Source organism: Synechococcus sp. C9 (assembly GCF_022984075.1).
Classification (GTDB): Bacteria; Cyanobacteriota; Cyanobacteriia; order Gloeomargaritales; family Gloeomargaritaceae; genus Gloeomargarita.
In genome coordinates this window covers 1443963-1470849 of record NZ_JALAAD010000001.1, presented here as the reverse complement: position 1 = coordinate 1470849, position 26887 = coordinate 1443963, and the positions used below count along the sequence as shown (strand labels likewise).

Annotated in this window: 26 protein-coding genes; 10 read left to right on the top strand and 16 right to left on the bottom strand. The window is 53.0% G+C overall.

From position 1 onward, the window contains the following. Positions 1-46: 46 nt before the first annotated feature. A complete protein-coding gene (locus MLD66_RS07390; RefSeq protein ID WP_247216520.1) occupies positions 47-1390 on the bottom strand; it encodes a cellulase family glycosylhydrolase in 1344 nt (447 codons plus the stop codon). Next, positions 1390-2157 carry a hypothetical protein gene (locus MLD66_RS07385; RefSeq protein WP_247216518.1) on the bottom strand — a complete coding sequence of 256 codons (768 nt, stop codon included), beginning with the start codon at positions 2155-2157 and terminating at the stop codon, positions 1390-1392. Before MLD66_RS07385 ends, MLD66_RS07390 begins: the two co-directional genes overlap by 1 nt. A 178-nt stretch (positions 2158-2335) precedes the next feature. Between MLD66_RS07385 and MLD66_RS07380 the strand changes: the two genes are divergently transcribed. Both MLD66_RS07380 and MLD66_RS07375 read left to right on the top strand, forming a co-directional pair. Then, positions 2336-3523 carry a Coenzyme F420 hydrogenase/dehydrogenase, beta subunit C-terminal domain gene (locus tag MLD66_RS07380; RefSeq protein ID WP_247216516.1) on the top strand — a complete coding sequence of 396 codons (1188 nt, stop codon included), beginning with the start codon at positions 2336-2338 and terminating at the stop codon, positions 3521-3523. 26 nt (positions 3524-3549) lie between these two features. Then, positions 3550-4803, top strand: coding sequence for a glycosyltransferase family 4 protein (locus MLD66_RS07375; RefSeq protein ID WP_247216514.1), 1254 nt, complete (start codon positions 3550-3552; stop codon positions 4801-4803). Here MLD66_RS07375 and yidC read toward each other — a convergent pair. Continuing rightward, complete coding sequence (gene yidC, locus MLD66_RS07370) at positions 4787-5929, bottom strand: membrane protein insertase YidC (protein WP_247216512.1); 1143 nt, start codon at positions 5927-5929, stop codon at positions 4787-4789. The two genes, MLD66_RS07375 and yidC, sit on opposite strands and share 17 nt — an antisense overlap. Positions 5930-6000: 71 nt before the next feature. Between yidC and recG the strand changes: the two genes are divergently transcribed. Next, positions 6001-8394 carry an ATP-dependent DNA helicase RecG gene (gene recG, locus MLD66_RS07365; RefSeq protein WP_247216510.1) on the top strand — a complete coding sequence of 798 codons (2394 nt, stop codon included), beginning with the start codon at positions 6001-6003 and terminating at the stop codon, positions 8392-8394. A 156-nt stretch (positions 8395-8550) separates the two neighbouring features. Here the strand turns inward: recG and sufB are convergent, their stop codons facing one another. Further along, entirely contained in the window at positions 8551-10011 is a 1461-nt protein-coding gene (sufB, locus tag MLD66_RS07360) for a Fe-S cluster assembly protein SufB (RefSeq protein ID WP_247216508.1), read from the bottom strand. Positions 10012-10154: 143 nt separating this feature from the next. Here sufB and sufR point away from each other — a divergent pair, with 143 nt between their 5' ends. Then, a complete protein-coding gene (sufR, locus tag MLD66_RS07355) occupies positions 10155-10787 on the top strand; it encodes an iron-sulfur cluster biosynthesis transcriptional regulator SufR (protein ID WP_247216506.1) in 633 nt (210 codons plus the stop codon). 260 nt (positions 10788-11047) lie between these two features. Further along, on the top strand, positions 11048-11395 hold the full coding sequence (locus tag MLD66_RS07350; protein WP_247216504.1) for a carboxymuconolactone decarboxylase family protein: 348 nt from the start codon (positions 11048-11050) through the stop codon (positions 11393-11395). A 31-nt stretch (positions 11396-11426) separates the two neighbouring features. On the opposite strand, the gene MLD66_RS07345 is transcribed toward MLD66_RS07350, so the two are convergent. Genes MLD66_RS07345 through MLD66_RS07330 form a run of 4 tightly spaced genes read right to left on the bottom strand, consistent with a single transcriptional unit; the run spans position 11427 to position 15797 of the window. Then, entirely contained in the window at positions 11427-12674 is a 1248-nt protein-coding gene (locus MLD66_RS07345; protein WP_247216502.1) for an ABC transporter substrate-binding protein, read from the bottom strand. Beyond that, positions 12671-13714 carry a methyltransferase domain-containing protein gene (locus MLD66_RS07340; RefSeq protein ID WP_247216500.1) on the bottom strand — a complete coding sequence of 348 codons (1044 nt, stop codon included), beginning with the start codon at positions 13712-13714 and terminating at the stop codon, positions 12671-12673. The genes MLD66_RS07345 and MLD66_RS07340 overlap by 4 nt, the downstream gene beginning before the upstream one ends. Continuing rightward, entirely contained in the window at positions 13711-14550 is an 840-nt protein-coding gene (locus MLD66_RS07335) for a Cof-type HAD-IIB family hydrolase (protein ID WP_247216498.1), read from the bottom strand. The genes MLD66_RS07340 and MLD66_RS07335 overlap by 4 nt, the downstream gene beginning before the upstream one ends. Positions 14551-14588: 38 nt before the next feature. Beyond that, on the bottom strand, positions 14589-15797 hold the full coding sequence (locus MLD66_RS07330; RefSeq protein WP_247216496.1) for a DUF445 family protein: 1209 nt from the start codon (positions 15795-15797) through the stop codon (positions 14589-14591). Positions 15798-15938: 141 nt separating this feature from the next. On the opposite strand from MLD66_RS07330, the gene MLD66_RS07325 reads away from it, so the two are divergent. Further along, on the top strand, positions 15939-16649 hold the full coding sequence (locus MLD66_RS07325; protein ID WP_247216494.1) for a phycocyanobilin:ferredoxin oxidoreductase: 711 nt from the start codon (positions 15939-15941) through the stop codon (positions 16647-16649). After that, a complete protein-coding gene (locus MLD66_RS07320) occupies positions 16646-17272 on the top strand; it encodes a J domain-containing protein (protein WP_247216492.1) in 627 nt (208 codons plus the stop codon). The genes MLD66_RS07325 and MLD66_RS07320 overlap by 4 nt, the downstream gene beginning before the upstream one ends. A 13-nt stretch (positions 17273-17285) precedes the next feature. On the opposite strand, the gene MLD66_RS07315 is transcribed toward MLD66_RS07320, so the two are convergent. From MLD66_RS07315 to psb27, 3 genes are all read right to left on the bottom strand, one after another. After that, a complete protein-coding gene (locus tag MLD66_RS07315; RefSeq protein ID WP_247216490.1) occupies positions 17286-17585 on the bottom strand; it encodes a hypothetical protein in 300 nt (99 codons plus the stop codon). A gap of 69 nt (positions 17586-17654) precedes the next feature. Further along, the gene (gene cofG, locus MLD66_RS07310; RefSeq protein ID WP_247216488.1) at positions 17655-18614 is read right to left on the bottom strand and encodes a 7,8-didemethyl-8-hydroxy-5-deazariboflavin synthase subunit CofG; all 960 of its coding nucleotides are present in this window, start codon (positions 18612-18614) and stop codon (positions 17655-17657) included. 5 nt (positions 18615-18619) lie between these two features. Beyond that, positions 18620-19018, bottom strand: coding sequence for a photosystem II protein Psb27 (psb27, locus tag MLD66_RS07305; RefSeq protein ID WP_247216486.1), 399 nt, complete (start codon positions 19016-19018; stop codon positions 18620-18622). 140 nt (positions 19019-19158) lie between these two features. Here psb27 and MLD66_RS07300 point away from each other — a divergent pair, with 140 nt between their 5' ends. Then, the gene (locus tag MLD66_RS07300) at positions 19159-19440 is read left to right on the top strand and encodes a hypothetical protein (RefSeq protein ID WP_247216484.1); all 282 of its coding nucleotides are present in this window, start codon (positions 19159-19161) and stop codon (positions 19438-19440) included. Between the two features lie 103 nt (positions 19441-19543). Further along, on the top strand, positions 19544-20755 hold the full coding sequence (locus MLD66_RS07295; protein WP_348644345.1) for an NAD(P)/FAD-dependent oxidoreductase: 1212 nt from the start codon (positions 19544-19546) through the stop codon (positions 20753-20755). Between the two features lie 196 nt (positions 20756-20951). On the opposite strand, the gene MLD66_RS07290 is transcribed toward MLD66_RS07295, so the two are convergent. The 5 genes from MLD66_RS07290 to rplU are packed head-to-tail and all read right to left on the bottom strand — an operon-like array spanning position 20952 to position 24520. Beyond that, positions 20952-21662: an SDR family oxidoreductase gene (locus MLD66_RS07290; protein ID WP_247216482.1), complete on the bottom strand. Its 711-nt coding sequence runs from the start codon at positions 21660-21662 to the stop codon at positions 20952-20954. Continuing rightward, on the bottom strand, positions 21655-22626 hold the full coding sequence (locus MLD66_RS07285; protein ID WP_247216480.1) for an acetyl-CoA carboxylase carboxyltransferase subunit alpha: 972 nt from the start codon (positions 22624-22626) through the stop codon (positions 21655-21657). Before MLD66_RS07285 ends, MLD66_RS07290 begins: the two co-directional genes overlap by 8 nt. A gap of 16 nt (positions 22627-22642) precedes the next feature. Then, complete coding sequence (locus MLD66_RS07280) at positions 22643-23851, bottom strand: M20 family metallopeptidase (protein ID WP_247216478.1); 1209 nt, start codon at positions 23849-23851, stop codon at positions 22643-22645. Beyond that, a complete protein-coding gene (gene rpmA / locus MLD66_RS07275; protein ID WP_247216476.1) occupies positions 23835-24104 on the bottom strand; it encodes a 50S ribosomal protein L27 in 270 nt (89 codons plus the stop codon). The genes MLD66_RS07280 and rpmA overlap by 17 nt, the downstream gene beginning before the upstream one ends. 38 nt (positions 24105-24142) lie before the next feature. Further along, positions 24143-24520, bottom strand: a complete 378-nt coding sequence (gene rplU, locus MLD66_RS07270; protein ID WP_247216474.1) for a 50S ribosomal protein L21 — start codon at positions 24518-24520, stop codon at positions 24143-24145. A 102-nt stretch (positions 24521-24622) separates the two neighbouring features. Here rplU and MLD66_RS07265 point away from each other — a divergent pair, with 102 nt between their 5' ends. Further along, entirely contained in the window at positions 24623-26875 is a 2253-nt protein-coding gene (locus tag MLD66_RS07265; RefSeq protein WP_247216472.1) for a DNA gyrase subunit A, read from the top strand. Positions 26876-26887 lie beyond the last annotated feature (12 nt).

The following is a 26887-nucleotide window of genomic DNA, read 5'->3' as shown; positions in this document are numbered from 1 at the left end:
AAAAACCGTCAATTAAAATTAGGATAGCAGGATTCTCGGTCACATTTTAAGCAGGAAATATCTGTTGAATTTGCTCCCGGGTCATGCCATAAAATTCATCCTGATGTTGTAAGCCATCTAATAACCACAAAAATACCCCTTTTGCTCCCAAAGAGAAGGCTAAATTTGTCCAGTGGCGATATAAAGTAATCCGGTCATCCTGCAATTCACGGTTAGATAAGGGACGTTTATCCTGATCACTGCGGGGTCGGCACCAACCCAATTCCCCTAAATACCAAGGTTTATTGCCCATCGCCAACGCCCGGGAACGCAACCATTCATCCCCTAATTTTTTGTAATTTTGCCAACTCCCTGGCTGGTCGGGACGCAGGAGATAATCCCACCCCCTCCGGTCGGTAAACGGTAAACCCGCTAGACTGGTTTTTTGCAATTCAGCGGCGGGATGGGTGTACATGTGAATGGTTCCCATCGTTAAATTTGGACGGGTCATATTGGTAGCTAAGTCAATTCCCTCATGAGTTTGCGGATCAGATTTTAAGTAGGTTAAAGCCAGTTTAGGAGGTTGGGCGAGCCAGCCTTCTTCCCCAGAAGTAATATGAACTGAATTACTCATATTTTTACGGATAAATATCGCTTGACGGTCTAGCCAATCGGCAACAATTTTTTGCATCGGGACATTGGGTTTAACGGGGCGATTTTCCTGGGCATAGACACCCTTGCCCCTGGGTTCGTTGAGAATATCAATTGCAATAACTTTAGGATATTTATTTAACACATTGAGAACTTGTCTGGTATGATTTTGGAACAACTGCTCAACCTGGGGATTCAAATAGAAATTCGCCCCATATTTTAGATATTTATCCTGGTCTTGGAGGGTCATAAAAGCATTTAACCAAGTTCCCGCTGGTATGGCTTTGACCCACTCTAAATAGCGCAAAATGCCCCCATAGGATAGCCAATAATTTCCCAGGGTAGGAATTAAATAAAAATCCAGTTCACTTAACTGCTCAACTAAGATATTTAGGATATTCAAAACAGGCTGAACGACCTGGTTCGGTGCTGACCAAAGAGCTGCATCAAAACTTCCGTCTGGTACGCCAGGAGCCGACACAGGATAGTCATTAAATGCCCAAAAACGGATGGCATTGATCTGACTGCGACGGCGTAATTCGGGTAACTGTAAATCCTGGGTTAAGTAGTCCCTAACCACATCTTGAACAGGGCGTTGTGGTTGCTGTTGTACCTTACGATAGCTTTCTACCAGCAGGTAATAGGCATTAATGCCATACAATCGTGGAAATTGCGCCCGCACTTTGGGGGATAATTGTGCCGTTACAGATAGGGAAATTGCCCCTGATAATAAAGCCCTTCGTGAAATTGGAATACGCATTATTTTCCTGTTGCTACAGCACCGCCAAAAGTAAACCACAAACCTAATTCAAATCCATAACCTGGTCCATCAATTTGTTTATAGGCTCCGGGAACAACTCGGATCAAATCCGTTGCTTTGATGCGAAATTGACCCACCACTTTGGTGAAATTTGCCTCTGGGTCTTGGGTGCCGATGATGCTATCAATTTGCGCCGCCATATCGAGCCGGTCGGTAACCGGAATTGCCACTTCGGCAAAAGTACGAAATTCATCAGAACGTTCACTAAAATAGGGGCGATAAGCTACTTCTACTGTCCAATATCCCCAGCGATTCCCCACCGGAAAGGAGCGGCTCACCGGCACCCGAATATCCAAACCAACACCGCCTCGGGACAAGGGCAGAGGAGCATTGGGGTCATAACCCAAGGGAATAATGGGTGTCACTTGCAAAGATGCCGCCAGTAGGGGGTCTTGGGTAAACCGCCAACGAATGCCGATTTCACCATCAAAAAAACCACTGTTGGTGCGTTTAGGATTAAATTGATCGTCGCTAATCCATTGGTACGGTACTTTGAAAATGAGCGTGAGATTATCTTTTAAGCCATATTCTGCATAGGCTTCTACTTCTAATTTTTCAAAAGTACGACTTTCTAAAGTGCGAAAAGTGGTACTCACAAAAGCGGCACCCTCCGGCTGAGTAAATCCCCCCGCCCACGTTACATCCGGTTTGAATAAATGGGGGATCATGCCGATGCCTAAAGCTAACAATAGATGGGTGTATTTCATGGGCTGGAACCTCAATAATGACGAAATTGATGTTATGTGAGGTCAGCGCATATCAAAGATTTACAAATTTAGCATCCAAGCGTATGACTAAGTATATCACAGCCAAGTTCCCGTCACGGTTGCTGGCATCTGGGGCGTTTTACCGTTACAGTATGGAAAGTGGTTCCATCGAGAGTCTATGGCGGCTCATCATAAAGCTCGTCCCCTGAAGCCGACCAGTCCAAAACCGGCTAAAGCCCTGTGTAGTGAGTGTGGATTATGCGACACTTCCTATATTCACTACGTCAAATCCGCCTGTGCTTTTTTGCATCAACAATTTGATACCCTCGAAACGCAAACTCATGGGCGAAAAAGGGATATTAACCAGGAGGATGAATGTTATTTTGGGGTGCATCAAACGATGTTAAGTGCCCGGAAAAAACAACCCATTCCGGGTGCCCAATGGACAGGTATTGTTACCACCATTGCCACGCAAATGCTTAAGGCTGGGTGGGTGGAAGGGGTCGTTTGTGTGCAAAATTCCCCGTCTGATCGTTGGCAACCGCAACCGGTATTAGCCCGCACGCCAGCAGAAGTATTCGCCGCCCGGGTGAATAAACCCACGTTGTCTCCCAATTTGAGTGTCCTGGATGAAATTGAACGGTCTGGAATGCGGCGATTATTGGTCATTGGGGTGGGATGTCAAATTCAAGCCTTGCGGGCAGTGGAAAAACATTTGGGTTTAGAAAAACTCTATGTTTTGGGTACCCCCTGTGTGGATAATGTGCCCCGTGCGGGATTACAAAAGTTTTTGGAAACTACGAGTCGTTCACCTGAAACGGTGGTTCACTATGAATTTATGCAGGATTATCAAGTGCATTTCAAACATGAGGATGGTTCCATTGAAAAAGTCCCGTTTTTTGGGTTGAATACCCGGGAATTAAAAGATATTTTCGCCCCCTCCTGTTTGAGTTGTTTTGATTATGTGAATGGGTTGGCGGATTTGGTGGTTGGCTATATGGGTGCGCCTTTGGGTTGGCAATGGTTGGTGGTACGCAATGAGCGGGGACAGGCGATGCTCGATTTAGTTCGGGATGAATTAGAAATCCAACCGGTGATGAGCCAAGGGCAACGGCATCAGGCGGTTCAGCAAAGCATTCCTGCCTATGACCGAGGGGCAACGTTACCCATGTGGGCAGCTCGTTTAATGGGGGTGGTGATTGAAAAATTTGGTCCTAAGGGTTTAGAATACGCCCGTTTTTCCATTGATTCCCATTTCACCCGCAACTATCTCTATGTCCAGCGTCATTATCCCCAAAAATTAGCCAGTCATATCCCCGAATTTGCCAAAAAAATTGTCAGTCAATATCGCTTGCCCAAGGATTAAAAAAACCAAAATTTCTAGCAATTGATATGAATGTTCTTCACTTGAATACTTATGACACTGCTGGGGGAGCCGCACGGGCGAGTTATCGTTTACATCAAGGGTTACTTAAATCTGGGGTCAATTCCCAACAATTAGTCTTACAAAAAAGTAGCCAAGACCCTACGATTCATGTCTATCAAGAACCCCGGCTGGTGAAACGTGTGCGAGCCATCGCCGATCAATGGTCATTAAATGCTTATCCCCAACGAGAGCGTGCCTTTTCTGCTCATTGGGTGCCCAATTTCGTTCCAGCAAAAATCAAAAATTTCCAGTTTGATATTTTACACATTCATTGGATCAATCGGCTTTTAATTCCGGAAGTATTACCCAAAATTACTGCGAAACCAGTAGTCTGGACGCTTCAGGATATGTGGGCAATTACTGGCGGCTGTCACTATACCCAAGGTTGTGATTTATTTATGACCCAATGTGGTTTTTGCCCTCAACTCCACAGTTCGCAAAAAAACGACCTATCCCACCAGGTTTGGCAACGTAAACAAAGAGCGTGGCGTAATTTTCACCCCACAATTATTACCCCTAGTACTTGGTTAGCCAACGCAGTTAAAAGTAGTCCTCTATTGGGGCATTGTGATATTAAAGTTATCCCGAATGGATTGGATACCCACCGTTACCAAGCCATTCCTAAACCAATCGCTCGGCAAATTTGGCAATTACCACCGGAGAAAAAAATTGTTTTGGCGGGCGGGGTGAGTTTTCTCAAAGAACCGCATAAGGGTTGGGATTTGCTCTGCAAAACCGCCCAGATATTGCAGGATCAGGATGATAAAGATGATAAAAATGAGATTCTCTGGGTAATTTTTGGTCAAGAGCAAGCCCCCGGATTTGCGGGATTACCCGTACACTGCCTGGGTTCCCTCACCGATGATGTGGCGCTGGCATTAGCCTACAGTTGCGCCGATGTCATGGTTGTGCCCTCCCGTCAGGAAGCTTTTGGGCAGGTGGCGAGTGAAGCAATGGCTTGTGGTACGCCGGTGGTGGCTTTTGCCGGGACAGGGGTGCAGGACATTGTGGATCATCAGGTGAATGGGTATCTCGCCCAACCCTTTGACCCACAGGATTTAGCGGCAGGGATTGGGTGGGTGTTGCGCCAGGGTGCAGAACTGGGACATCACGCGCGTCAGAAGGTGGAGCGGTGCTTCAGTCTGCCGGTTGTAGTGCAACAGCATTTAGAACTGTATCAATCCCTTACGGAAAAGCATCAGGTTAGGCTTTCTTCTTAGGGCGATTGCGTTCAAACGGTAGGGTTTCCGCCTGGGTCGTCACCGTTTTTTGCTGGGCATCCAGAATCTTTTGCAGATTTTCTGGTAGCGGTTCCCGAGATAAGATAAAAGTCTGCGCCGTTTGAAATACGTTGGCAATCACCATGTACATCAACACCCCGGCGGGCAAAGGAAAGAACAAAAACATCACCGCAAACACCAACGGCAAGGATTTATTCACCTGATCCTGTTGGGGATTTTTAGCCGTATCCCCCTGGTTGGTAATCATTTGGCTGGCGTAGGTACTGGCGGCGAAAATCAACACCAAAATCACCGTATCCCAATGGATCATGCCGTTGCTGTCCATCGCTCCTACCCGCCCCAGGGCAGAGATGAATAAAAACCCTTCATTGGCGGCTAAACCCGGTACCACGCCCGTGAGCGAAACCTTACCGGTATGCAGGGCTTTGAGCTTAGTTTCCCCATTTTCTGTAATTAATTCCACCAATTCCGACCCACTTTTCACCGTCCAATGGGGCGTGACATTGGGATTATTCACCTCTTGCAAAATGCTCCCTAAACTGCGTCCATCTGGGGTGCGAAAATCCAGAACGGTTTCATCCCCCTCATGCAATTTATTCCCCGCCGTACTCACCGCACTAATGGCGTAATGTAACCCCGGTTGCACATAGATATTGTGGGTTTGAGCGTTAATCGGTTGGGATTGCACCACCTGATCCCGAGGCACAATTTCCAATTCCACCGGGTAAGAAACGTCCGCAAATGGTGAACCCCGCAGGGTGGCAAATAGGGCAAACAGGATGGGTAATTGCAAAATTAACGGTAAACAACCGGCGAGGGGATTCCCAAATTCCTGATAGACTTTCGCCATTTCTTCCTGTTGTTTTGCCGGGTCATTTTTGTAGCGTTCCTGAATTTCTTTGACCCGCTTTTGCATCACTGGTTGAGCGACCTTCATTTGGCGCATATTGCGAATTTGTCCGGCACTGACGGGAGCCAAAGCCGCCCGCACGACCAGGGTGAGGGCAACAATCGCCAGCCCGTAGCTCGGCACCACCCCGTAGAAAAAATCCAGGATGGGGAGCATCAGATTATTAGAAAGAAAGTTCGTGCCGAACAAGTCCATACGTCAACGTCCCAATGGCTTCCTTCTGATATTAGCCTGTGTTGCCCGCCTTTGGTGGCTAAACTGGAACTATGACATGGGATGCAGTACGGGTCGGCAAGGCATTGGCGTGGGAGCGGGATGAGGGTTATCCCAACCTCCAGGGTCAGCATTGCTTTTTTTATGAATTTCTCCTGGAGCAGATGAGCTTGGTGTCCTTGGATTGGTTGCCCAAGCCAGCAATCAATCAGTGGCAGGTTCTCTTGGCGGAATTGCGCCACTACCCCCAGTTGACCCATGACCAACGGGAAGCCCTGGTGCAGCGGATTGCCACCCTCGTCCCCCAAGTGCGCCCCCCCGGAACCCCGTCCCCTCGGGTGCAGGAAACCCCGCCGCCCCCCCCTACGGAAGCGACCCCCATTCGGGAGTTGGAAATTCTCAAACCCCAGCAGAAAAAAGTTTTATACCAATTAGGGTTAAATACCCTGGGGGATGTTTTGCGTTACTACCCCCGCAGTTATGTGGATTATTCCCAACGATTACTGATCAAAGATTTGCAACCCGGTAGCACGGTGACAGTGATTGCCACCATCCGCAGTTTTCGCTGTTTTACCAGCCCCAAAAATCCCCAGTTAACCATTGCCGAATGGTGGGTGGCAGACCGGTCTGGACGCATGAAAATCAATCGTTACTACATGGGCAAACGCTATGCGAATAAAGCCTGGCAAGAACAGCAAAGAAAAAATTATCCAACCGGGGCTTTAGTGGCAATCTCCGGGCTGGTAAAGGAAACTAAATTTAGTAAAACCTTAACCGAGCCATCTATTCAAATTATTGATGAAGAATCAGAATCCGGGGGAAAAATTATCCCCGTTTATGCCCTCAAAAGTGACCTGAAAGCCAGTTGGGTACGGCAAGCAATTCATGGGGTTTTGCCCCTGGTGAAATCCTGGCATGACCCCTTACCAGAAGCCTTAAAAAAACGACACCATCTCGTGGATTTGGGAACTGCCTATCGGGGGATTCACGCCCCCCAATATAGTGAGGAATTAAAACGTGCCCGCACCCGTTTGGTGTTTGATGAATTGTTCTATTTGCAACTAAGTTTTTTACAACGTCGCTATCAAAATCGCCGTCATACCAGCCCGGTGGTGTGCGCCGAGGGCAAATTACTGCAAGCGTTTCGGGCGCAACTGCCCTTTCAACTCACGGGTGCCCAGGAACGGGTGGTGCAGGAAATTCTGCATGATTTGCAACAGCCTCAACCCATGCAACGGCTGGTACAGGGGGATGTGGGTTCCGGTAAAACTGTAGTGGCGGTAATGGCAATGCTGGCGGCGATTGAGGCGGGGTACCAGGCGGCGTTGATGGCTCCCACGGAAGTCCTGGCTGAGCAACATTATCAAAAATTGCTTCACTGGCTCACGCCCTTGCATATTCCGGTGGAATTACTCACGGGTGCAACGAAAACTAGCCAACGGCGGCAAATTTTAGCCCAATTATCTACGGGTGAAGTGTCTTTAGTAGTGGGCACCCATGCCCTGATTCAAGAGGATGTGAATTTCCAGCATTTGGGTTTGGTGGTCATTGATGAACAGCATCGTTTCGGGGTGAATCAGCGTTCTCTTTTACAGCAAAAGGGGATGGAACCCCACGTTTTAACCATGACAGCAACTCCCATTCCCCGCACCCTAGCGTTAACCATTCACGGGGATTTAGATGTGAGTCAAATTGATGAACTCCCCCCAGGACGACAAGCCATTCAAACCACCGTAATTCCAGCCAGTCAACGACATTTTGCCTACGATTTAATCCGGCGGGAAATTGTGCAAGGACGACAAGCCTATATCATTTTGCCCCTGATTGAAGAGTCAGAAAAATTAGAAGCCAAAGCCGCCATTGCAGAATATCAAAAACTGCAAGAAATGACCTTCAAAGGCTGTCGGTTGGGACTCCTGCACGGGCGACAATCGGCGGCGGAAAAAGATGCGGCTTTGCGAGCATTTCGGGATGGGGAAACCCAAATTTTAGTCTCCACAACCGTGGTGGAAGTGGGGGTGGATGTCCCCAATGCAACGGTGATGTTGATCGAAAATGCGGAACGGTTTGGTCTCGCCCAACTCCATCAACTGCGGGGTCGGGTGGGGCGGGGCACTCATCCATCCTATTGTTTACTCGTCACCCAGGGGAAAGGGGAAGATACCCAACAGCGATTGAATGTTTTAACCCAATCCCAAGATGGATTTTTCATTGCCGAAATGGATTTACGTTTGCGGGGACCCGGGGAAATTCTAGGCACTCGCCAAGCGGGATTACCTGACCTAGCCCTAGCCAGTTTAATCGAAGACCAAGACATTTTAGAAACCGCTCGGCAAGCGGCAGAACAGTTAATGGAAAAGAACCCCGAATTAAGCGATTATCCGCAATTACAACGGGAATTACAGCAACGGCTGGAACGACTCACCGGGCGAGTGGTGTTGAGTTAACCTGAGCGAAATTCAGCGATAGCAATCCTAAATGAAAATAGAACAGGGGTCGCAGGGCACCGCCCCACATTTGGTTCTAGGGAATCTCTGTTCACTAATCAAGTAGGATTGCTATATATTCCAGCGAAATTGAACACAGGGTAATCAAGCAACCGATTACCCCACCGTGCCTTCGAGTTTGAGGCTCAACAGGCGATCCGCTTCCACCGCAAATTCCATCGGCAGTTGGTTAAACACATCCCGACAGAAGCCGCTGATCATCATTGCCACCGCCTCTTCCATGCCCAAACCCCGTTGTTGGCAGTAGAACAATTGTTCTTCCCCAATTTTGGACGTTGAGGCTTCATGTTCCACCCGGGCGGTGGGATTTTGCACCTGAATCACCGGCACCGTATTCGCCTGAGAATGATGACCAATCAGCAGGGAATCGCATTGGGTGTAATTACGGGCATCCTGCGCCTTCGGGTTCACCCGCACCAACCCCCGGTAGGTATTCTGGGAATGCCCCGCCGAAATCCCCTTGGAAACAATTCGGGAGCGGGTATGCCGACCCACGTGCACCATCTTGCTCCCCGTATCCGCCTGTTGGTAATGGTTGGTCAAAGCCACGGAGTAAAATTCCCCAATCGAATGATCCCCCACCAACACACAACTCGGATATTTCCAAGTAATCGCTGAACCGGTTTCCACCTGTGTCCAAGAAATTTTGGCATGATGACCCTGACACAACCCCCGCTTGGTGACAAAATTGTAAATGCCACCCTTGCCGTCCTTATCTCCAGCGTACCAATTTTGCACCGTGGAGTATTTAATTTCCGCATTATCCAAAGCCACCAATTCCACCACCGCGGCGTGCAGTTGATTGGTGTCGTACATGGGGGCAGTACAGCCTTCCAAATAGCTCACATAACTGTCCCGATCCGCCACAATTAAGGTGCGTTCAAACTGCCCGGATTCCCCATTGTTAATCCGAAAATAGGTGGACAATTCCAAAGGACAGCGCACCCCCGGCGGAATATAAACAAACGACCCATCACTAAATACGGCAGAGTTTAATGCCGCATAATAATTATCCCCAATCGGCACCACCGAACCCAGGTATTTTCTCACCAGTTCCGGGTGTTCTTGCAGGGCTTCCGACATGGAGCAAAAAATCACCCCATATTTGGCTAAATCTTTCTTGAAAGTGGTAGCCACAGAAACGCTGTCAAAAATGGCATCCACCGCCACATTACTCAGGCGTTTTTGCTCCGTCAGGGGAATACCCAACTTTTCAAAAGTTTCCAGCAATTCCGGGTCAACCTCCTCCAAACTTGCCAGCTTTTTTTTCGGTTTCGGAGCGGAATAATAAATGATATTTTGGTAATCAATCGGTGGGTAAGATACCTGTGCCCACGTCGGTACTGGCATGGTCAACCAATGGCGATAGGCACGCAGGCGAAACTCCAACATAAATTCCGGCTCCCGTTTTTTGGCGGAAATCAACCGGATCACATCCTCATTCAGCCCCCGGGGAATCACATCCGCTTCGATGGGGGTCACAAAACCATACTGATAAGGGCGGCTGACCAATTGATCCAGGGCGGATTCCTTGGCTGTCAGGGGCGTAGATACCATAAGCTCTCTTCAACTCAGGAGTTTCGCAACGTTGGTGTTGCTTTAGTTCTGATTATAGAATAGTTTTACAACTTGCGCCTTGTCAAAGTTGCTTTAGAATAAAATTAGTTTCCCCGTTTTATACTTCAGCCGGGGGTGATCCTGTGGTTCGGATTGAGCAAGCGTCCACTAAATATGACATTTTAGTGCAATTGTTGCGGCGGGGGCAAGCCACGGCTCAGGAGTTGGCGGATGTTTTGCAGGTAACGCCCCAGGCGATTCGCCGACACTTGAAGGATTTGGAACAGGAAGGTTTGATTCAGCACGTGGTGCAGGGGGGGAGCATGGGACGACCCCAACACCAGTACACCCTCAGTCGCCAGGGACGGGCGCAATTTCCCAATCGCTACGGCGAATTTGCGGTGGATTTGTTGGCGACCTTGCACAAAACCCTAGGGCGGGAGCAGTTGGGGCAAATTTTGGCGCACCAATGGCAATCGAAAGCAATGGCTTACCGGGAAGCCCTAGGGCAGGGGGATTTAGCCAGTCGGATCGAACGGTTGGTGCAGTTACGCCGTTCCGAGGGGTACATGGCGGAGTCCCAGGTCACGCCCAAGGGGTTTGTGGTCACGGAGCATACCTGTGCGATTGCCGCCGTTGCCGAGACTTTTCCGAGGGTATGTGACCATGAGCTAGAACTTTTTGCCACCGCCCTCCCCGATTGCACCGTCGAGCGCACCCACTGGATTGTGGATGGCGAACACCAATGCGGTTATTTAGTACGCCCCCGCTCCTAAGGTGCAGTACCTGACACGTTTATTTCTTAATTTCTTAATTGTTAATTTAATTGTTAATTTAGGGGTACCTTTACAAATTCAAAGTTAGCGGTCGCAGGGGCACCGCCCCCGTCTTTGGTTTTTAGGACTGCTATATTTCTAGCCTATAGGATTTCCTAGTGGGGGGGACTTTTTAATGATGTGATTTAATGGTACAGTAATTCACGTTGTATGATTTAATTAGCAACGTAGTTAACAAAAAAAATCTCGGGGCTAGGGCAATGACTTCCTACCAACAAGAAATTGACCATATCAAGACCTACACCAGTAAAATTGCTCAGGCAATCCCCGAAACCATGCGGGCTTTTTATGCCCTGAGCCGTTCCTCTTCAACCGCAGGTGCTTTAGACACCAAAACGAAAGAATTAATGGCTTTAGCAATCGGCGTTACCAGCCACTGCCAGGGTTGTATTGCATTTCATACCCGTGCCGCTCTTCACGCTGGCGCAAGCTCTGAGGAAATCATGGAAACCCTGAGTGTGGCGATTGCGATGGGGGGTGGACCTGCCCTCATGTATGCCAGCTATGCCGTTGAAGCGATGGAAGAATTTCAAAATCAGGCTAAATAATTTGGTGTTGGAAGAAAGGCAGGGGATGTGGTTACGATGCCGCTGGACACCTCTGCCGATTTTGTGCCACCGCCCGCTCCGGGGTTTGTCCCAACAACGTCGCCTCAATCGTCCGCCCCAAACAGTTCGACAACCGGTTGTAATCCGCTCCATTCGGGCGGGAATAGGCAACTTGGGTCTGGGTCAAAAACACCTGCAAAAGGGGATGGTCAGCCAAAAAAGCCTGGTATTCCGGGTCTTGGCGGGCGGATTGGGTCACGGGTAATGCCCCGGTTTGGCGTGCCCAAGCCACTTGAAATTCATCCCCCAAAATGTAATCCAAAAACCGCAGTGCCGCCTGTTCTCGCCGGGGATTGGTCCGCATCAAAAATACATTCGCACCCCCCACAATCGTCGCCGGTCGTACCGCCTGGGGGATGGGCATGACGCTAAACGGCACCCCCGTTTGACTCAGATACCCCAACGTCCAAGGTCCCGTAATCTGCATCGCCACCCGCCCCTGGATAAACCCCTCCTGCTCATAGCCCCGCTCCGGTGCGGAGAGTAGCGCCACCCCCATGTGCAGTAATTTTTGCCAAAAATGTAATGCACCCAGACTCGCCTCGGTCAACAACGGCACCGTGCCATTCACCACCTCCCCCCCGGCACTAAACCAAAAGGGCAACCAGGAAAACACCGTCCATTCCCCCTTGCCCAAAGGCAACAGCAAACCGTACTGGTCGGGACGACCATCCCCATTCCGATCCTGGGTTAATTTCTGTGCCACCTGCGCCAATTCCTCCCACGTCCGGGGCAATTGGGTAATCCCCGCCGCCGCAAACAGGTCAGGACGATAAAAAATGCCTAAATTACTGGTCGTAAACGGCACCGACCACAATTCCCCTTCAAAAGTCATACCGGGGATCAACGATGGGTCTAAATTGGCAAGCCGACCCCCTTGATTTAACCAATCCGTCAAAGGGACAATGCCCTGTAAATCTACTAATCTACCCGTCAATAAACTGTCAAACCAAAGCAAATCCGGGGGGCTATTCCCCACAATAGCGGTGAGAATTTTCGGAAACTGTTGATCCGCCTGTCCCACATAAATGGGTTGCACCTGTATATCGGTTTGTTGGGCATTAAATTGGGCGACCAATTGCTCGAAAATCACCCGATTGCTAGGGGGATTAATGCCATGCCATAGGGTTAAGGTTAATGGAGTAATATCTGAGGAACCAGAGCCTTGACAACCTAAGAGTAGAATACTGAGTAATAAACTTACCAATAGCCGTTTCATTTCTGCGCCGCCACACAAGCAATCACTGGGTAATCCGGGTGTTTCATATCCAATTCTACTGGGGTTAATTCTTCCGCCGCTATCCCTAAAAAGGTTGCCAAAACGGTTAATGTATTTCCATAGGTATATAAATGACATTGGGCATAGTTGCGAAATAAATAATTTAAGCCATCAGGTAATAACCGCCAATAGTCCGCTGGTCGGTCGTGCAATCTCTGCGCCGTTGGCACCAAAGCCAGACACCAGCCCCCCGGTTTCAGCCACTGGTGGATATTGCGGATCACCAGCCCCGGATCGTAACAATGTTCCAGCACGTTAAAAATTAAAATCGTATCTACAGAAGCCGCTGGGATTACTTCAGGATCATGGGCATCCCCCACAAAATCTACCCCCGCCCCCGGCGCAATATTCATACAATGATAGGACGTGATTTTTGACACATCTAATTCATAAAATTCCCGGTCTTTGGCAACCCCCCCAATTTCTAAAACATTACCCATGATTTTATCCCCAACCGCTTGCAAAAATTGCTTTTGGTAATAGCGGTCAATGGGTGTCCCCCGGGAAAATCCCGTAATCCCACACAAAGGAACACTCCGGCGCAAATCCCCCCAATTCACCTGCCCGACCGCCGGGACAATTAACCCTAGAGTATAAAGTTCTTGAAATTCCCTCTCAAATTCCCAAAACTCTATTTCTGGATAGGGAGAAAACAGGGGGATTTTAGCAGTTAAATTCACCTGTTCATACGGTTCTAAATAACTGGCAAATCCTTGGGTTAGATAAACGATTTCCTGTTGCATGATTTTAATTAAGATATCATCGCCCAATTCTGTTAACTGAATACCTGGAAATTGCGCTTGGAACTCTTGATAAATCTTGTAACCCGATTCTCGGGTTTGGGGATGCACAAAACACTCTAAAATGGCACATTGCCTGGGCGTTAGGGGCACCGCAGACCGTTGACTCCAGCCAAACACCGCCTCGGTACTTGCGCCCGACCATCGGATAAATGTACTGGTACAATACTGCGGCTTCATTCCCCCAAAACCCAGGTTTTGATCGCCGTCACCACCCCGTCCTCTTCGACTGTTGGTGCTACCCAATCTGCCTGCTGTTGTACTTCTAAGGGCGCATTCCCCATCGCAATCCCCACGCCAGCGTACTCCAACATTTCTAGGTCATTGTAATTGTCCCCAATCGCCACCACCTGCGCCCGGGTAATACCCAATAATTCCTCTGCCAAGTACTGCACTGCTACCCCTTTGTTGACCTGGGGATTGGCGGCTTCAAAGTAAATGGGGGCGGAACGGGTTAAGTACAATTCACTTTTATCGTACCGCTTTTGTAAGGTATCAATCATCTGATCCACAATCCGGGGGTCTTCACTCACGGCGAGGACTTTGGTGGGAGCAATGCCCACTGCCGCCAGGGTTAGGCGCAAATCATCCACCAAAATTGGCTGAATCAACGTGCGTTTGGCGTACTGATCCGTATCGGGACGCATTTCCTGCACATACAACTGGTCATTGAGATAAAAATGGATGGACAAATGGGGACTCAAATCCGCCTGTTCAAAATAATCCAACAGTTCCAACGCCCGTTGGGGGTCAATCGGGCAATGGCGATGTCGTTCCCCGGTGTGGGGGTCCTGAATCCACGCCCCCTGGTAGCTCAAGAGGGGTAAAGTTAAGTCCAATTCCCGATAAAATCGCAGGGCAGAACGGTACATCCGTCCGGTGGCAATCGCCACTTTAATCCCCCTTTGTCGCACCAATGCCACCGCAGATTTCACCGCCGGGGTAATGCAATTGTCATCACCCACGACCGTACCATCTAGGTCAAGCACCAGCAAGCGCACGTCAGGAATCAGCATGGTGGCGAAAAATGCGGGTTCGTCTCCCTGTCACTATATCAGGTTTGCCCCCAGAGCCAGAGGGACTGCCCCAACCCCACCAACAGCCCCAGGATGCCCCCCAGGTTGACAATCGCCTGTAATTCACTGCGTACAATGCCCTGAATCCCGGCTTCTAAATCCGCTGGGGATGTGGCATTGACCCGGTCAATAATCGCCTGGTCAATATCTAAAATAGGGATCACTTGGGCAATCACTTGTTCCAGGTCTTTTTCTAAGTAACGCTCAATAATTAACGCTAATTCTTCGCTGATTAAACTCAGGGAACTATTCATAATAGATGAACTGCGTAAACGGGTGAGAATCAAATGGGCAATTTCATCCCAGTTGAGGGAGTTACTCAGGTTTCGAATCAAGGCTGGACCATCGGTTTGTAGATATTCCCGCACCAGTTCCCGCAGTTGTTTGCGGAGTTTGTGCATGGTGAGTACGGGCAAATTTTGCAGGGATAATTCTTGGATTAGCTCAGTAAGGCGGGATTTTAACCCCAGGGATTGCATCAATTCCGCCAGCCGTTGATTGGCAGTTTCCGGTTCTTCGATACAAAACCGCCGCAGACGCATCAAGCCATTCCGCACCCCAAAAAAGTTCGCCACGACCCAGTAGGTGCCGGTGGTTTGTTCCCGTAAATCCTGGTCAATCACATCAATGGTTTCATCGGTTAAAAAATCCACCAAGGCTCGCCGCAGCAGATCAGGGGTTAATACCAATTCCAAGAGCCAATCCGCCACCTGTTCTGCTTGAGTCGCAGAAAGACGAAATTCCAGTAAAAAGCGGTCAAAAATTTGGTTGATTTGCTCAGCTAAAAAGTCTTCCTGGCGGGCTAAAATTCGCAAGAGTCTGGGTAACGATTGCCCGAGGAAATCGTGTAAAATTCCGGCTAAAATTTTGGCGGTGCGGGCTTTGTATTCCTCCAGTTTGACTTGATTGAGGGCAGTTTGGAGTAACCAATAAATTGCCGCTTGGGTGCGTTCCAATTGCAACAGCCTGCGGGCGATATTTTGCAACTCTTCCGGGGTGAGTAGGGAGCGGGTGATCGTATCGGCAATCCGGGAAGCAAGTCGTCCTTGGTTGCTGGGGATCAGACCGGGGGTAAAGGGGAGCCGGTAGCGACCCACATACCAGGGGCGGTAGGGACGAAAGAGCATCCGAATGGCAATATCATTGGTGAAATAACCAATCAGCGTGCCCAGGATGGGGGGTAACATCAGGTTCAGGGGCAAGGACACAAGCAATTCCACCCAAAGTTAGCAATGATGGGACGGCACCCTCGGTCAGGGGATTCATTCCGATCATAAACTGTGGGCTGGGCTGGTTATCCTAGAAAGTGGAGGTTTCCTGCGGTTGCCGTGATCCAACACCCGTTGATTGCCCAGTTGAGTGAGGTGATTCGCCAGATATGGGAGGGGAGTTTGCCCCTCCAGCCCTACCCCCTCCCGGCGGATTTGGGCTACGTGGAAGGGCATTTGGAAGGGGAACGGGTGCGTATCCACAATCTGTGTTACCAAACCCCCCATTTTCGCAAACTGCATCTGGAACTGGCGCAGGTGGGGGATAATCTGGACATTTTGCACTGTGTGATGTTCCCCCGCACTTGTTATGATCTGCCCGTGTTTGGCACGGATATTGTGGCGGGACGGGGACAGGTGAGTGCGGCGATTGTGGATTTGTCCCCCACCCGAGTGGATCATTCCCTGCCATCTGCCTATGTGCGGGACTTGACCGCCCTGACCCCTGACCCCTTTCAGCAACCCCGCCCCCTGCCGCCCTGGGGAGATATTTTTTCGGAATTTTGTCTGTTTGTCCGCCCGGTGGATGAATTGGAACAGCAACGATTTGTGGATTATGTGGGGCAGATATTAAAATTACATTGTCAACACGCTTTAGCGAGCCAGCCCCTTTCCCCCGCCTTGGCGCAGCAACACCAATCCCAGCAGAGTTATTACTGCCGCCAGCAACAGCAGAATGACAAAACCCGGCGGGTGTTGGAGCGAGCCTTTGGCAATACCTGGACGGAACGCTATATGACGACGGTGTTGTTTGACCTGCCCCAGACATGAGTGACCATTACCAAACCCTGGGCTTGCGTCCCAATGCCACCCATGCTCAGGTCAAAGCCGCCTACCGCCGCCTAGTCAAGCTCTGCCACCCCGACACCAATCCCCAGGGGCATGAGCGGATGATTGCCCTGAATCTCGCCTATGAAGTGTTGGGTGACCCAGTGCAACGGCGTGCCTACGACCAGCGACAGACGACGACCAGCCTTCCCTGTCCGCCCCCCCCGGCGCCCCAGCTTTGGTGGCGGGAGGTGTTTCAGCCAGTGGATCAACGGGTAAACCGGATTTTGGGCACCCGTCGCCAGCAGTTGGAACGGTTAGCCGCTGACCCCTTTGATGATGCCTGTATGGCGGAATTTAACCGGTATCTGCTCGCCTGTCGCCACACCCTCCAGCAGGCGGAAGCCCTGTTTCGCAGTCAAGCCAATCCCCCTGCCCTCGCCGGGGTTGCCAGTGGGCTGTACCACTGTTTGAACCATTTGCACGATGCCCTGGAAGACCTGCATTGGTTCACCCAAAGCTACAGCGAGCAGTACCTCCAGACCAGCGAAGCCCTGTTTCGACGGGCGGGGGAGCAACGGCAACGAGCCTGGCAGTCGGCTCGCCAAGCGGGTTTTTCCCGGTGAATCTCCTCTATGGTTACGCTTCTTCGTCCGGTAGGGGGCCGTCAATCCGTTCTAACTGCCACAGGATTTGGTTCCCCTCCCGGCGTACCCGTGAAACGATCCAGTTGCGCCACGCCCAGGTTTCCCCCCGACTGGTCACCGCACTGGCATTCACATCCATCAAAGCGGCCAGTTCCGCACTGGTGATGAAGTACCCCTGGTTGGCGACCGCATCCGCCGTGTGCAGGGTTTCTAACAGCAGACGCAGTTGACCCATGCGGCTTTCCCGGGAGAGGGCTTCGTCACTGTGAGTATTGAGTAAGGTTTCCGACATAAAACCTGCCCGACTGGGGAATAACGACAAACAAGCCGTAGGTATTTGCACCAACAAACACCTTATACCTTACACTAATTTTTGGCGATTGGGTACTGAGACGGAGGAAAATTGGGGCAAAATCCAGTCAGAATGCAACCATTTGGGATAAATCGGCAATCGGGGTTGCAACCGATAACCCTGGGAAGCCAACAGGGTGGTTAACGTAGCGACCTGGGGGTAGGGATAATCCGGGTTCACCTCGTCCTTGGGGCCAATCCCCCCCAAATCCCGGGCCCCAGCGGCCAAACAATCCAGGAGAATTTGGGGATAGTGCACCAAATTGGGGGGAATTTGCAGGGTAATGTCGGCGGGCAAAATCCGGCGGGCCAGCCCCACCACCAGCGGTAATTGATTCAAGTCAAATTCGGGCAAGGGGTCAGCCTGCACTGTTCCCAGGCGGTAGGGTTGCACAATCACTTCCTGGATATGTCCCCAACGGCGATGGCAAGCGGCAATGGCGGTCAAGGTAGCTTCCCAATCCTGGGGCGACTCCCCAATCCCCAGCAGTAACCCGGTGGTAAAAGGAATCCCCAACCGTCCCGCCTGTTCCAGTTGCGCCAACCGCAGACCGGGGTCTTTACTGGGGGCATGGCGATGCACGGGTAAATCTGGGCGCAGTTGTTCCAGCATCAACCCCATCGAGGCATTCACCCTGCCCAATTGCCACATCTCCGGTTCGGTCAGGGGGCCGCAGTTGGTGTGGGGCCAAAACCCCCAGTCCCAGGCCAGTTGGGCCAGTTTTTCTAAATGCGTCACCCACTCCGACCGGCGGGGGCTGTGGGGATGGACTTCCCCGCTCAGGAGTAAAATTTCCGTCACCTGGGGGCTGTGGCGGCGGATGGTGGCCAACCGTTGACCCGCCTGCTCTAGGGTTAACCAGGGGCTGTGACCGGGAGCAACCCGAAAATTGCAGTAGGTACAGCGATTAAAACATTCGTAGGTCGGCACCAGGGTCACCGCCGGACTGTAGGTGATGACCTCGGTCATGGGCGCTAATTCCCCCGTTTGAGGGCAAGTTCCACCTGGTCTAACTGCTCCGTGATCCGGTTTTTCAGCTTTTCGGGAATCGGTCGCCCCGGATAGGAACTGTAGTGCCCCGCCAACGCATTCAGGGCGGTTCGCATCGTGGTAAAGGATAACAGCCCGGAAATCCCCCCATCCCGCCGATACCGGGCGGCGAAGTCGTTGATCTGCTCCCGGGCGGCGGTTTGAAATTCTGCCTTGTGGGGGTCATCCTCCGGGAGGGCGACCGCCTGGCGTAGGGTCTGTACCAAACTCAACGTATCCTGGGTGTAATTCCCGGAAAGGGTACCCATTGACCCGCTACAGCCCGTCAGCATCACCACCAAGGTGAGCATCAACCCGATCACCACCGCCCGCAATTGTTTCACGACCCCGCTTGCCTCAATCAAATTTTTTTTATTTTTGCACTAGAAGGGGACACTAGCCAACCAAGAGCGGTGAAGCTGGGGAACCTGGGAGGCGAACCCCTCGCCTGGGGTTAAAATTTTGCTAGGGTGTCAAGCCAAAAATGAAAGTTCAACTTCTGTTTCAGTGGTTCATCATCCCAATGCTTCTGGGTGGGAGCCAGGGGTTGGTGGATGCGAGCGTTCCCATAGCCGCTAAAGATTTACCACAACCGGTCAGCCGTGCCGTTCGGGAATATTTCCCCGGGGCTAAAATTCTCACAGCGGAACGGGATACGGATGACAGGCGCACCGAATTTGAAGTCAAGTTACGCTACAAAGAGATTCACTTAAAGGTTGAACTCAGCCCGGACGGCAGGATTCTGGATGTGGATATGGTGCGCTAACTTTGCGTATCAACCCTTTCGCCAGTCTCACAGGAAACGTTAGCGAATCCTTGGGACACCACCGCTACGGTCTGGGGAAGCAAATGTTAACATAGCCCTAGTTGTGGCGAAGCGCATGACCAACAGCCGGATTATTATTGTGGGTGGTGGTTTTGGGGGACTTTATACCGCCCTAAACCTTTGCCAGTTTCCCTGGACGGATGCCACCCGCCCGGAAATTGTTTTGATTAATGATGAGCGGCATTTTCTGTTCTCACCCCTGCTGTACGAATTGATTACCGGGGAGATGCAAAGTTGGGAAATTGCCCCCCCCTACGAGGAATTGCTCGCCGATACCCCGGTGCGGTTTCAGCAGGCGCAGGTGCGGTGGGTGAATTTAGCCCAGCGGTCGGTCGAGATAGGGGGCGAGTCCCTGACGGGGGATTACCTGGTGTTGGCGGTGGGCGGGGAAACCCAAAGACCCCCCATTCCGGGCTTGCCGGAGTATGCCTATGAATTTCGTACCTTGGCGGATGCGGAGCGGCTGAGGGAACGGTTGCGTGTCCTTTTGACTGGCTCCGGCGTGGTGCGGGTGGCGATTGTGGGCGCGGGACCCAGTGGCATTGAGTTAGCCTGCAAGTTGGCGGACCAGTTGGGCAACCGGGGGCGGATACGCCTGGTGGACCGGGGGTCAGAAATTCTCAAAACCTTTTCCCCCTTCGCTCGGGAAACTGCCCAAAATGCCCTGGAACGGCGGGGGGTCTGGTTAAACCTGATGACCACCGTGACGGAAATTACTGCCAATAGCATTACCTTGAATTACAAAGACCAATTGGACATCCTGCCGGTGGACCTAGTAATCTGGACGGCGGGCACCCGCACCCCCGCTTGGATTCAGAATTTACCCGCCCAGCACGATGACCAGGGACGGCTGGTGGTACGCCCGACTTTGCAATTGGTTGACTATCCCCAGGTGCTGGCTTTGGGGGACGTGGCGGCCTGTGTGGATGAACAGGGGCAGGCAATTCCCCGTACGGCGCAGGCGGCGTTTCAACAGGCGGACTATGCGGCCTGGAACCTCTGGGCTTTGGCCACCGGGCGGCCCCTCCTGCCGTTTAAGTATTTTCATCTGGGGGAAATGCTCACCCTGGGCACGGAAGATGCGGCGCTGTCCGGGTTGGGGATGCAGTTGCAAGGCCCTTTGGCCTATGTGGCACGGCGGTTGGTGTACCTATGGCGACTGCCCACGCTCAAGCACCGTTTACAGGTGGGCTGGCATTGGATGATGACCCCCTGGTTGGATTGGCTGACCAGCGTGACCACCAATCCTCGTTAATTACAAATTAATTACACAAGGGCACCTCTATTGATTTGCATTACCAGAAGGTTAGCTCGCTGGAATGCCAATATGATTGAGAACCAAAAACGGGGGCTACGCCCCTGCGACCTATTTTTAGAAGTGCCCATAAGTTAACTACAAAATAACTACAAAACCCCCGCCTGGGGCATGAGGGTCAGGGTTTCAATGCTAACTACAAAACCCCCGCCTGGGGCATGAGGGTCAGGGTTTCAATGCTGGCTTCCGCAGGCAGGTCAATAATCTGCCGAATGGTTTGCGCCACCGTCTGCGCCGACAACATCCCCGCCCGGTCAAAATTCACCGGCAAGCCATCCCAAATCGGCGTGTCCACCGCCCCCGGACACAGGGCACACACCCGAATCCCGTAGGGCCGTTCCTCCTGGGCTAAGGTGTGGGACAATGCCAATAAACCGTATTTACTCACGCAGTATGCCCCCCACTGGGGAAATACCTGTTGACCGGCAATGGAGACCACATTGATAATCGTGCCCCTTTGGGCAGAGCGCATGGTGGGCAAAATCCCTTGGATGCACTGAAACGCCGCCGTCAGGTTCACCGCCAAAATCCTTTGCCACTCCGCCAGGGGGGTGTCGGCGAGATTGGCGAGGTGGGCAACCCCGGCATTATTCACCAGCACCTCACAGCCCCCCAAATCCTGGGTAATCCGGTGCATCAGGGGCACCAATTGCGTCACCTCGCTCATGTCCTGGGGGTATATATAGGCTCGTTGTCCCAGGGCGTGGATTTCCCCAGCCAGGGTGGTCAATTCTGGCTCGGAGCGGGCAATCAACCCCACATCCCAGCCATGCCTGGCCAGTTCCAGGGCGGTCAGACGGCCAATCCCCCGGGACGCTCCCGTAATCACGGCACAGCGGTTAGCCATCCAGCACCACCCCCATCCGGCGAAATTTATCGTAACGCTGGCGCATCAGGGTCGCCCCATCCAATTCCCGCAGACGGGCGAGATTGTCCAGCAAGGCTCGCTTCAGGGTTTCTGTAGCCTGCACCGGGTCGGCGTGGGCGGCTCCTAGAGGTTCCGGCAAAATCTGGTCAATCAATCCCAATTCCAATAAATCGGGAGCGGTGAGTTTCAACGCCTGTGCCGCTTTTGCCGCCTGCGTGCTGTCTTTCCACAAAATCGCCGCACAGCCTTCGGGGGAAATCACCGAATAGATGGCGTGTTCAAACATCAAAATCCGGTCGCCGACCCCAATCCCCAGGGCCCCCCCGGACCCCCCCTCCCCGATCACCACGCAGATAATCGGCACCGCCAGGGCAAACATTTCCTGCAAATTCACCGCAATCGCCTCCCCCTGCCCCAACCGTTCCGCCTCCACCCCCGGATAGGCACCGGGCGTATCAATCAGGGTAATAATGGGCAGTCCAAAGCGGTGGGCGTGGTGCATCAACCGCCGGGCTTTCCGGTACCCCCCCGGCGAGGCCATGCCAAAATTGCGGGCGACATTTTCCTTGGTATCCCGCCCCTTTTGATGCCCCAAAATCAGCACCGGTTGTCCCCCCAGGCGCGCCAAGCCCCCCACCAACGCCGGGTCATCGCTCCCCCCCCGATCCCCGTGCAGTTCCAGCCATTCATCGGTCATCGCCTGAATGTAATCCAAGGTGGTAGGACGGCGGGGATGGCGGGCAACCTTCACCCGTTGTTCCGGCGTGAGGCGAGTGAAAATTTCTTGACGCAACTGGCGGTAATTATTCACCAACTGACTCACCCGGTCGGACACATCCACCCCACTTTCCTGCGCCATCTGTTCAATTTGGCGAATCCGCTGTTCCATTTCCACCAGGGGGCGTTCAAAATCCAAAATGACCGCTTTCCGTTCCGAGTTCATAGGGTGCGTGCCAACACTAGGATGATTGTGCCATTTTTTGTTGCCAAAAATTCCAGACCGTTGTCGCCATCGTCACCACACCCGTGAGGATCGCCGTTTCATCCACTGTAAATTTGGGATGGTGCAAACTGTAGTAGGGTTGACCGGGAATCCCCGTACCCAGGCGGAACATCGTCCCCGGCACCCGCTCCAAATACAGGGCAAAATCCTCCGCCCCCAAGGAGGGTTCCGTGAGAATCTGCACCCGCTCTGCCCCCCAAGCGGTGCGGGCCGACTGCTCCACCAACTGGGTCAGATGGGGGTCATTGTGTACCCCGGGTACGCCGGTTTTGTACTGCAAGGTGTAACGGGCACGGTACGTGGCGCAGGTGTTTTGGACAATCCCTTCAATCCACTGGGGCAATTGGGCGCGGGTTTCCGGGTGGAGCGACCGCACCGTCCCCCACAGACGTACCTGGTCGGCAATCACATTCGGCGCCCGCCCGCCTTGGATTTTGCCAATGGTCAGCACCACTGGGCGCAAGGGATTCTGGGTGCGGCTGATCGCCTGTTGCAAATTGGCAATCACCTGGGCGGCAATCCACACCGCATCAATCGCTTCGTGGGGGCGCGCCCCATGCCCGGATTCCCCCAGAATGGTCAGGTCTAATTCATCGGCGGCGGCGGTCAAGGCTCCGTAGCGGATGCCAATCGTGCCCCCCGGCAGGGCGGGCCAAACGTGTAGCCCCAGCACCGCCATCACCTGCTCCAACGCCCCATCTTCAATCATCCAGCGGGCACCCTGCGCCGTTTCTTCCGCCGGTTGGAACAAAAACCGCACCCGCCCCGGCAGAGGTTCCGGTAAAGCCGCCAAGACCATCGCCGTCCCCAAAGCCACGGTGGTATGGACATCGTGCCCGCAGGCGTGCATCACCCCCGGAATCCGGGAATGGTATTCTACCGGCGCCGCTTCCTGAATCGGCAGGGCATCCAAATCCGCCCGCACCCCCAAAAAGGGCGTATCCGCCTTGCCCCAATCCGCCACCACCCCAGTTTTCCCCACCGCTTCCCGCACCGTTAACCCACAGGAAGACAAAACCCCAGCCACATAAGCGGAGGTTTGCCACTCCTGACCGCTCAGTTCTGGGAAGGCGTGAATGTGACGGCGAATTTCAATTAACCGGGGTGCCAAGCTGGTGGCAATGCCCCGGATCGTTTCCGAGACCGATTTAGGCGGCGGACTCACTGACGGGATAAACGCTGACTTTCTGCCGGGTTTTCCCCTTGCGCTCGAACCGTACCACCCCATCCACCAGGGCAAACAGGGTGTAATCCTTGCCCAGACCCACATTCACCCCCGGGTGGAACGCTGTGCCCCGCTGCCGCACCAAAATATTACCCGCCCGCACCACCTGCCCGCCGTAGCGTTTGACCCCCAGGCGTTGGGCGTTGGAATCCCGACCGTTGCGGGTACTACCACTCCCTTTCTTGTGTGCCATCGTTCACCTCTCCTGTTAACACTGTACTCTGTAACCCCTTAAGCCGCCACCGCTTCTGCCGTTTCCCCAACCCCAGGGGCGGTAAATTCCTGGTCGCCGACAATAATTTTTTCCACCAGCACCCGGGTCAATTCCTGGCGATGCCCGGTTTTTTTGCGGGTTTTTTTCTTGGGACGCATTTTGTAAACGATGATTTTGGGACCCCGCCGTGCCGCCAATACGGTTCCTTCCACCCGCGCCTCGGGAACAGTAGGTTGCCCGATTTGCACTTGCCCGCCGCAATGCACCAACAATACCTGATCTAAGGTGACCGTCGCCCCCGCTTCTAACCCCAGGGAATTCACATCGTAAAACCGCCCGGGTTCCACCCAAAACTGTTTGCCGCCGACCGCCACAATGGCGTAGTTGGTTTCCATTTGTGTAACTTTATCGGTTGAATTTTAACAACACAAGTTCTAATTATATCCTTTAGCTTGCCTACAGGTCAAGATAGCACTGTCAGGATTACACTCAAACCTATGGTGAAACCCCGCCCTACCCGTGACCGGATTGTGCCCACGTCCCTGGAGGGGGAATTGCGCCAATCCTACCTAGCCTATGCCTTGAGTGTGATGGTGGGACGGGCGTTGCCGGATGCCCGGGATGGCTTGAAACCGGTGCAGCGGCGGATTCTCTACGCCCTGTGGCAGATGGGGTTGACGGCGCAACGTCCCCACCGCAAAAGTGCCCGGGTGGTGGGCGAGGTGTTGGGGAAATACCATCCGCACGGGGACCAATCGGTGTATGCGGCGTTGGTGCGGTTGGCACAGGATTTTCACTGCCGGTATCCATTGGTGGAGGGGCAGGGGAATTTCGGTTCCATTGACAATGACCCGGCGGCGGCGATGCGCTATACGGAAGCCCGCTTGTCCCCCCTGGCGACCCAGATTTTATTTACGGATTTGCACCCGGCAATTGTGGATTTTCAGCCCAATTTTGACAGTACGGAACCGGAACCCCAGGTGCTCCCGGCGCAGTTGCCCCTGCTGTTGCTCAATGGCTGTAGCGGCATTGCGGTGGGGATGGCGACCCAAATTCCCCCCCACCACGCTGGGGAACTGATTGAAGCGTTAATTCATTTAATTGACTACCCCCACCTGAGCGATGAACGGCTGTATCGCCTGGTGCCGGGACCGGATTTTCCCACCGGCGGCGAACTGGTGCATCCCCACACCATTCCCCAGGTGTATCGCACGGGGCGGGGGGCAATCACCCTGCGGGGAGTCTGGCATCGGGAAACCCTGGGGACGGGCAAGCGAGCCAAAGAAGCAATTGTCATTACGGAATTGCCCTACCAGGTGGTGAAAGCGGACTGGTTGAGCCGCACGGCGGAGTTGATTCACCAGGGGCGGTTGGCGGGCATTAGCGACCTGCGGGATGAAAGCGACCGGGACGGGATACGGGTGGTGGTGACCTTGAAACCGGGGCAGGAGGTGGCGGCAGTGATCCAGCAGTTGTATGAACAGACCCCCTTGCAAATTCAATTCCATGCCAGTTTTCTCGCCCTGATTGACGGGCGACCCCAGCACTGCTCCCTGCGGCGGCTTTTACAGGAATTTTTGACCTTTCGGGAACGGACGCTCCAACGGGGTTATGCCCACGAATGGCAGGAAGTGACCAACCAAATCCAGCGTTTACAGGGGTTGCACCAGGCGATTACTCATTTAGACGTTGTCTTTACCATTCTCAGGGGATGTACCGACATTGACCAGGCAAAAACCGAGTTGATGACCCGCTTAAATCTAACGGCAGAGCAGGCGGAAACGGTTTTATCTACGCCTTTACGGCGGTTGACTCGGTTGGAGGCGGCGGCGGTGACGGAGCAATTGGCACACCTAGACCAGCGCCGTACCCGTTTAGAACAATTGCAACAGAACCGGGGGGAACGCTTGCGGGAATTGAAAAAACAATTAAAGCAATTACAAAAGCAGTATGGGGATGCTCGGCGCACCCGAATTAGTCAGGAAGTTCCAGAGCCAAAAATCCCCCAAATCCGGCTGGAATTGACAGTGGCAGGGCAATGGCGCAGTGGGGAACAGCGGCGTACCCAACAATTGTGCCTGGATTTGACGGCGGGCGAATTGGGCGACCCGATTGTCTGGCGGGGGGAATGGCAGTCCGGGGCACAGGTGGTGCTGTTTGACCGCCGGGGGGGGGTGCAGACCTGGAGCGGGCAGGTGGGGGAGTTGGCGGCGTTGGCTTGGGATGGGGGCGTACTGCCCTTGGTGGTGACCGAGCAAACGGCGGCGGTGTGGCTGGTGAGTCGGGGCGGCTGTGGGAGCGTGATGGGGGTGGATGACCTGTGGCAAGGGGAATGGGGGTTTCCGGCGGGGGATGAGGTGTTGGCGGCGGGGGTGTGGCAACCGGGGCAAATGCTGGTGTGGGCGAGTAACCAGGGGCGGGTGGGGCGGTGGAAACCTTCTCGCCGGAGCTATGGGAAACCCTTACTGGCATTGGCGGCGGGGGAATCCCTGGTGGGGGCAGTAGTAACACCTGGGGCAGTGCAAGCGGTGACGGCGGTGGGGACTTTGGAGGCATTACCGACGGTGCCGGTGGGGGAAGTAGGCGTCCTGGCGGTAGCGGAGCCTTGGGTGGGGTTGGTGGCGGGGACAGCCCCGGTTTATGGTTATACGAATCGCCAGCGGTGGGTGATGTTGGGAACGGCTTTGGCAGGGGGGGAACGGCTGGTGCGGGTGGTTCAGGCTACAATGGGCGGGGAATCGGTCGAGTAACTTTTTTAACTA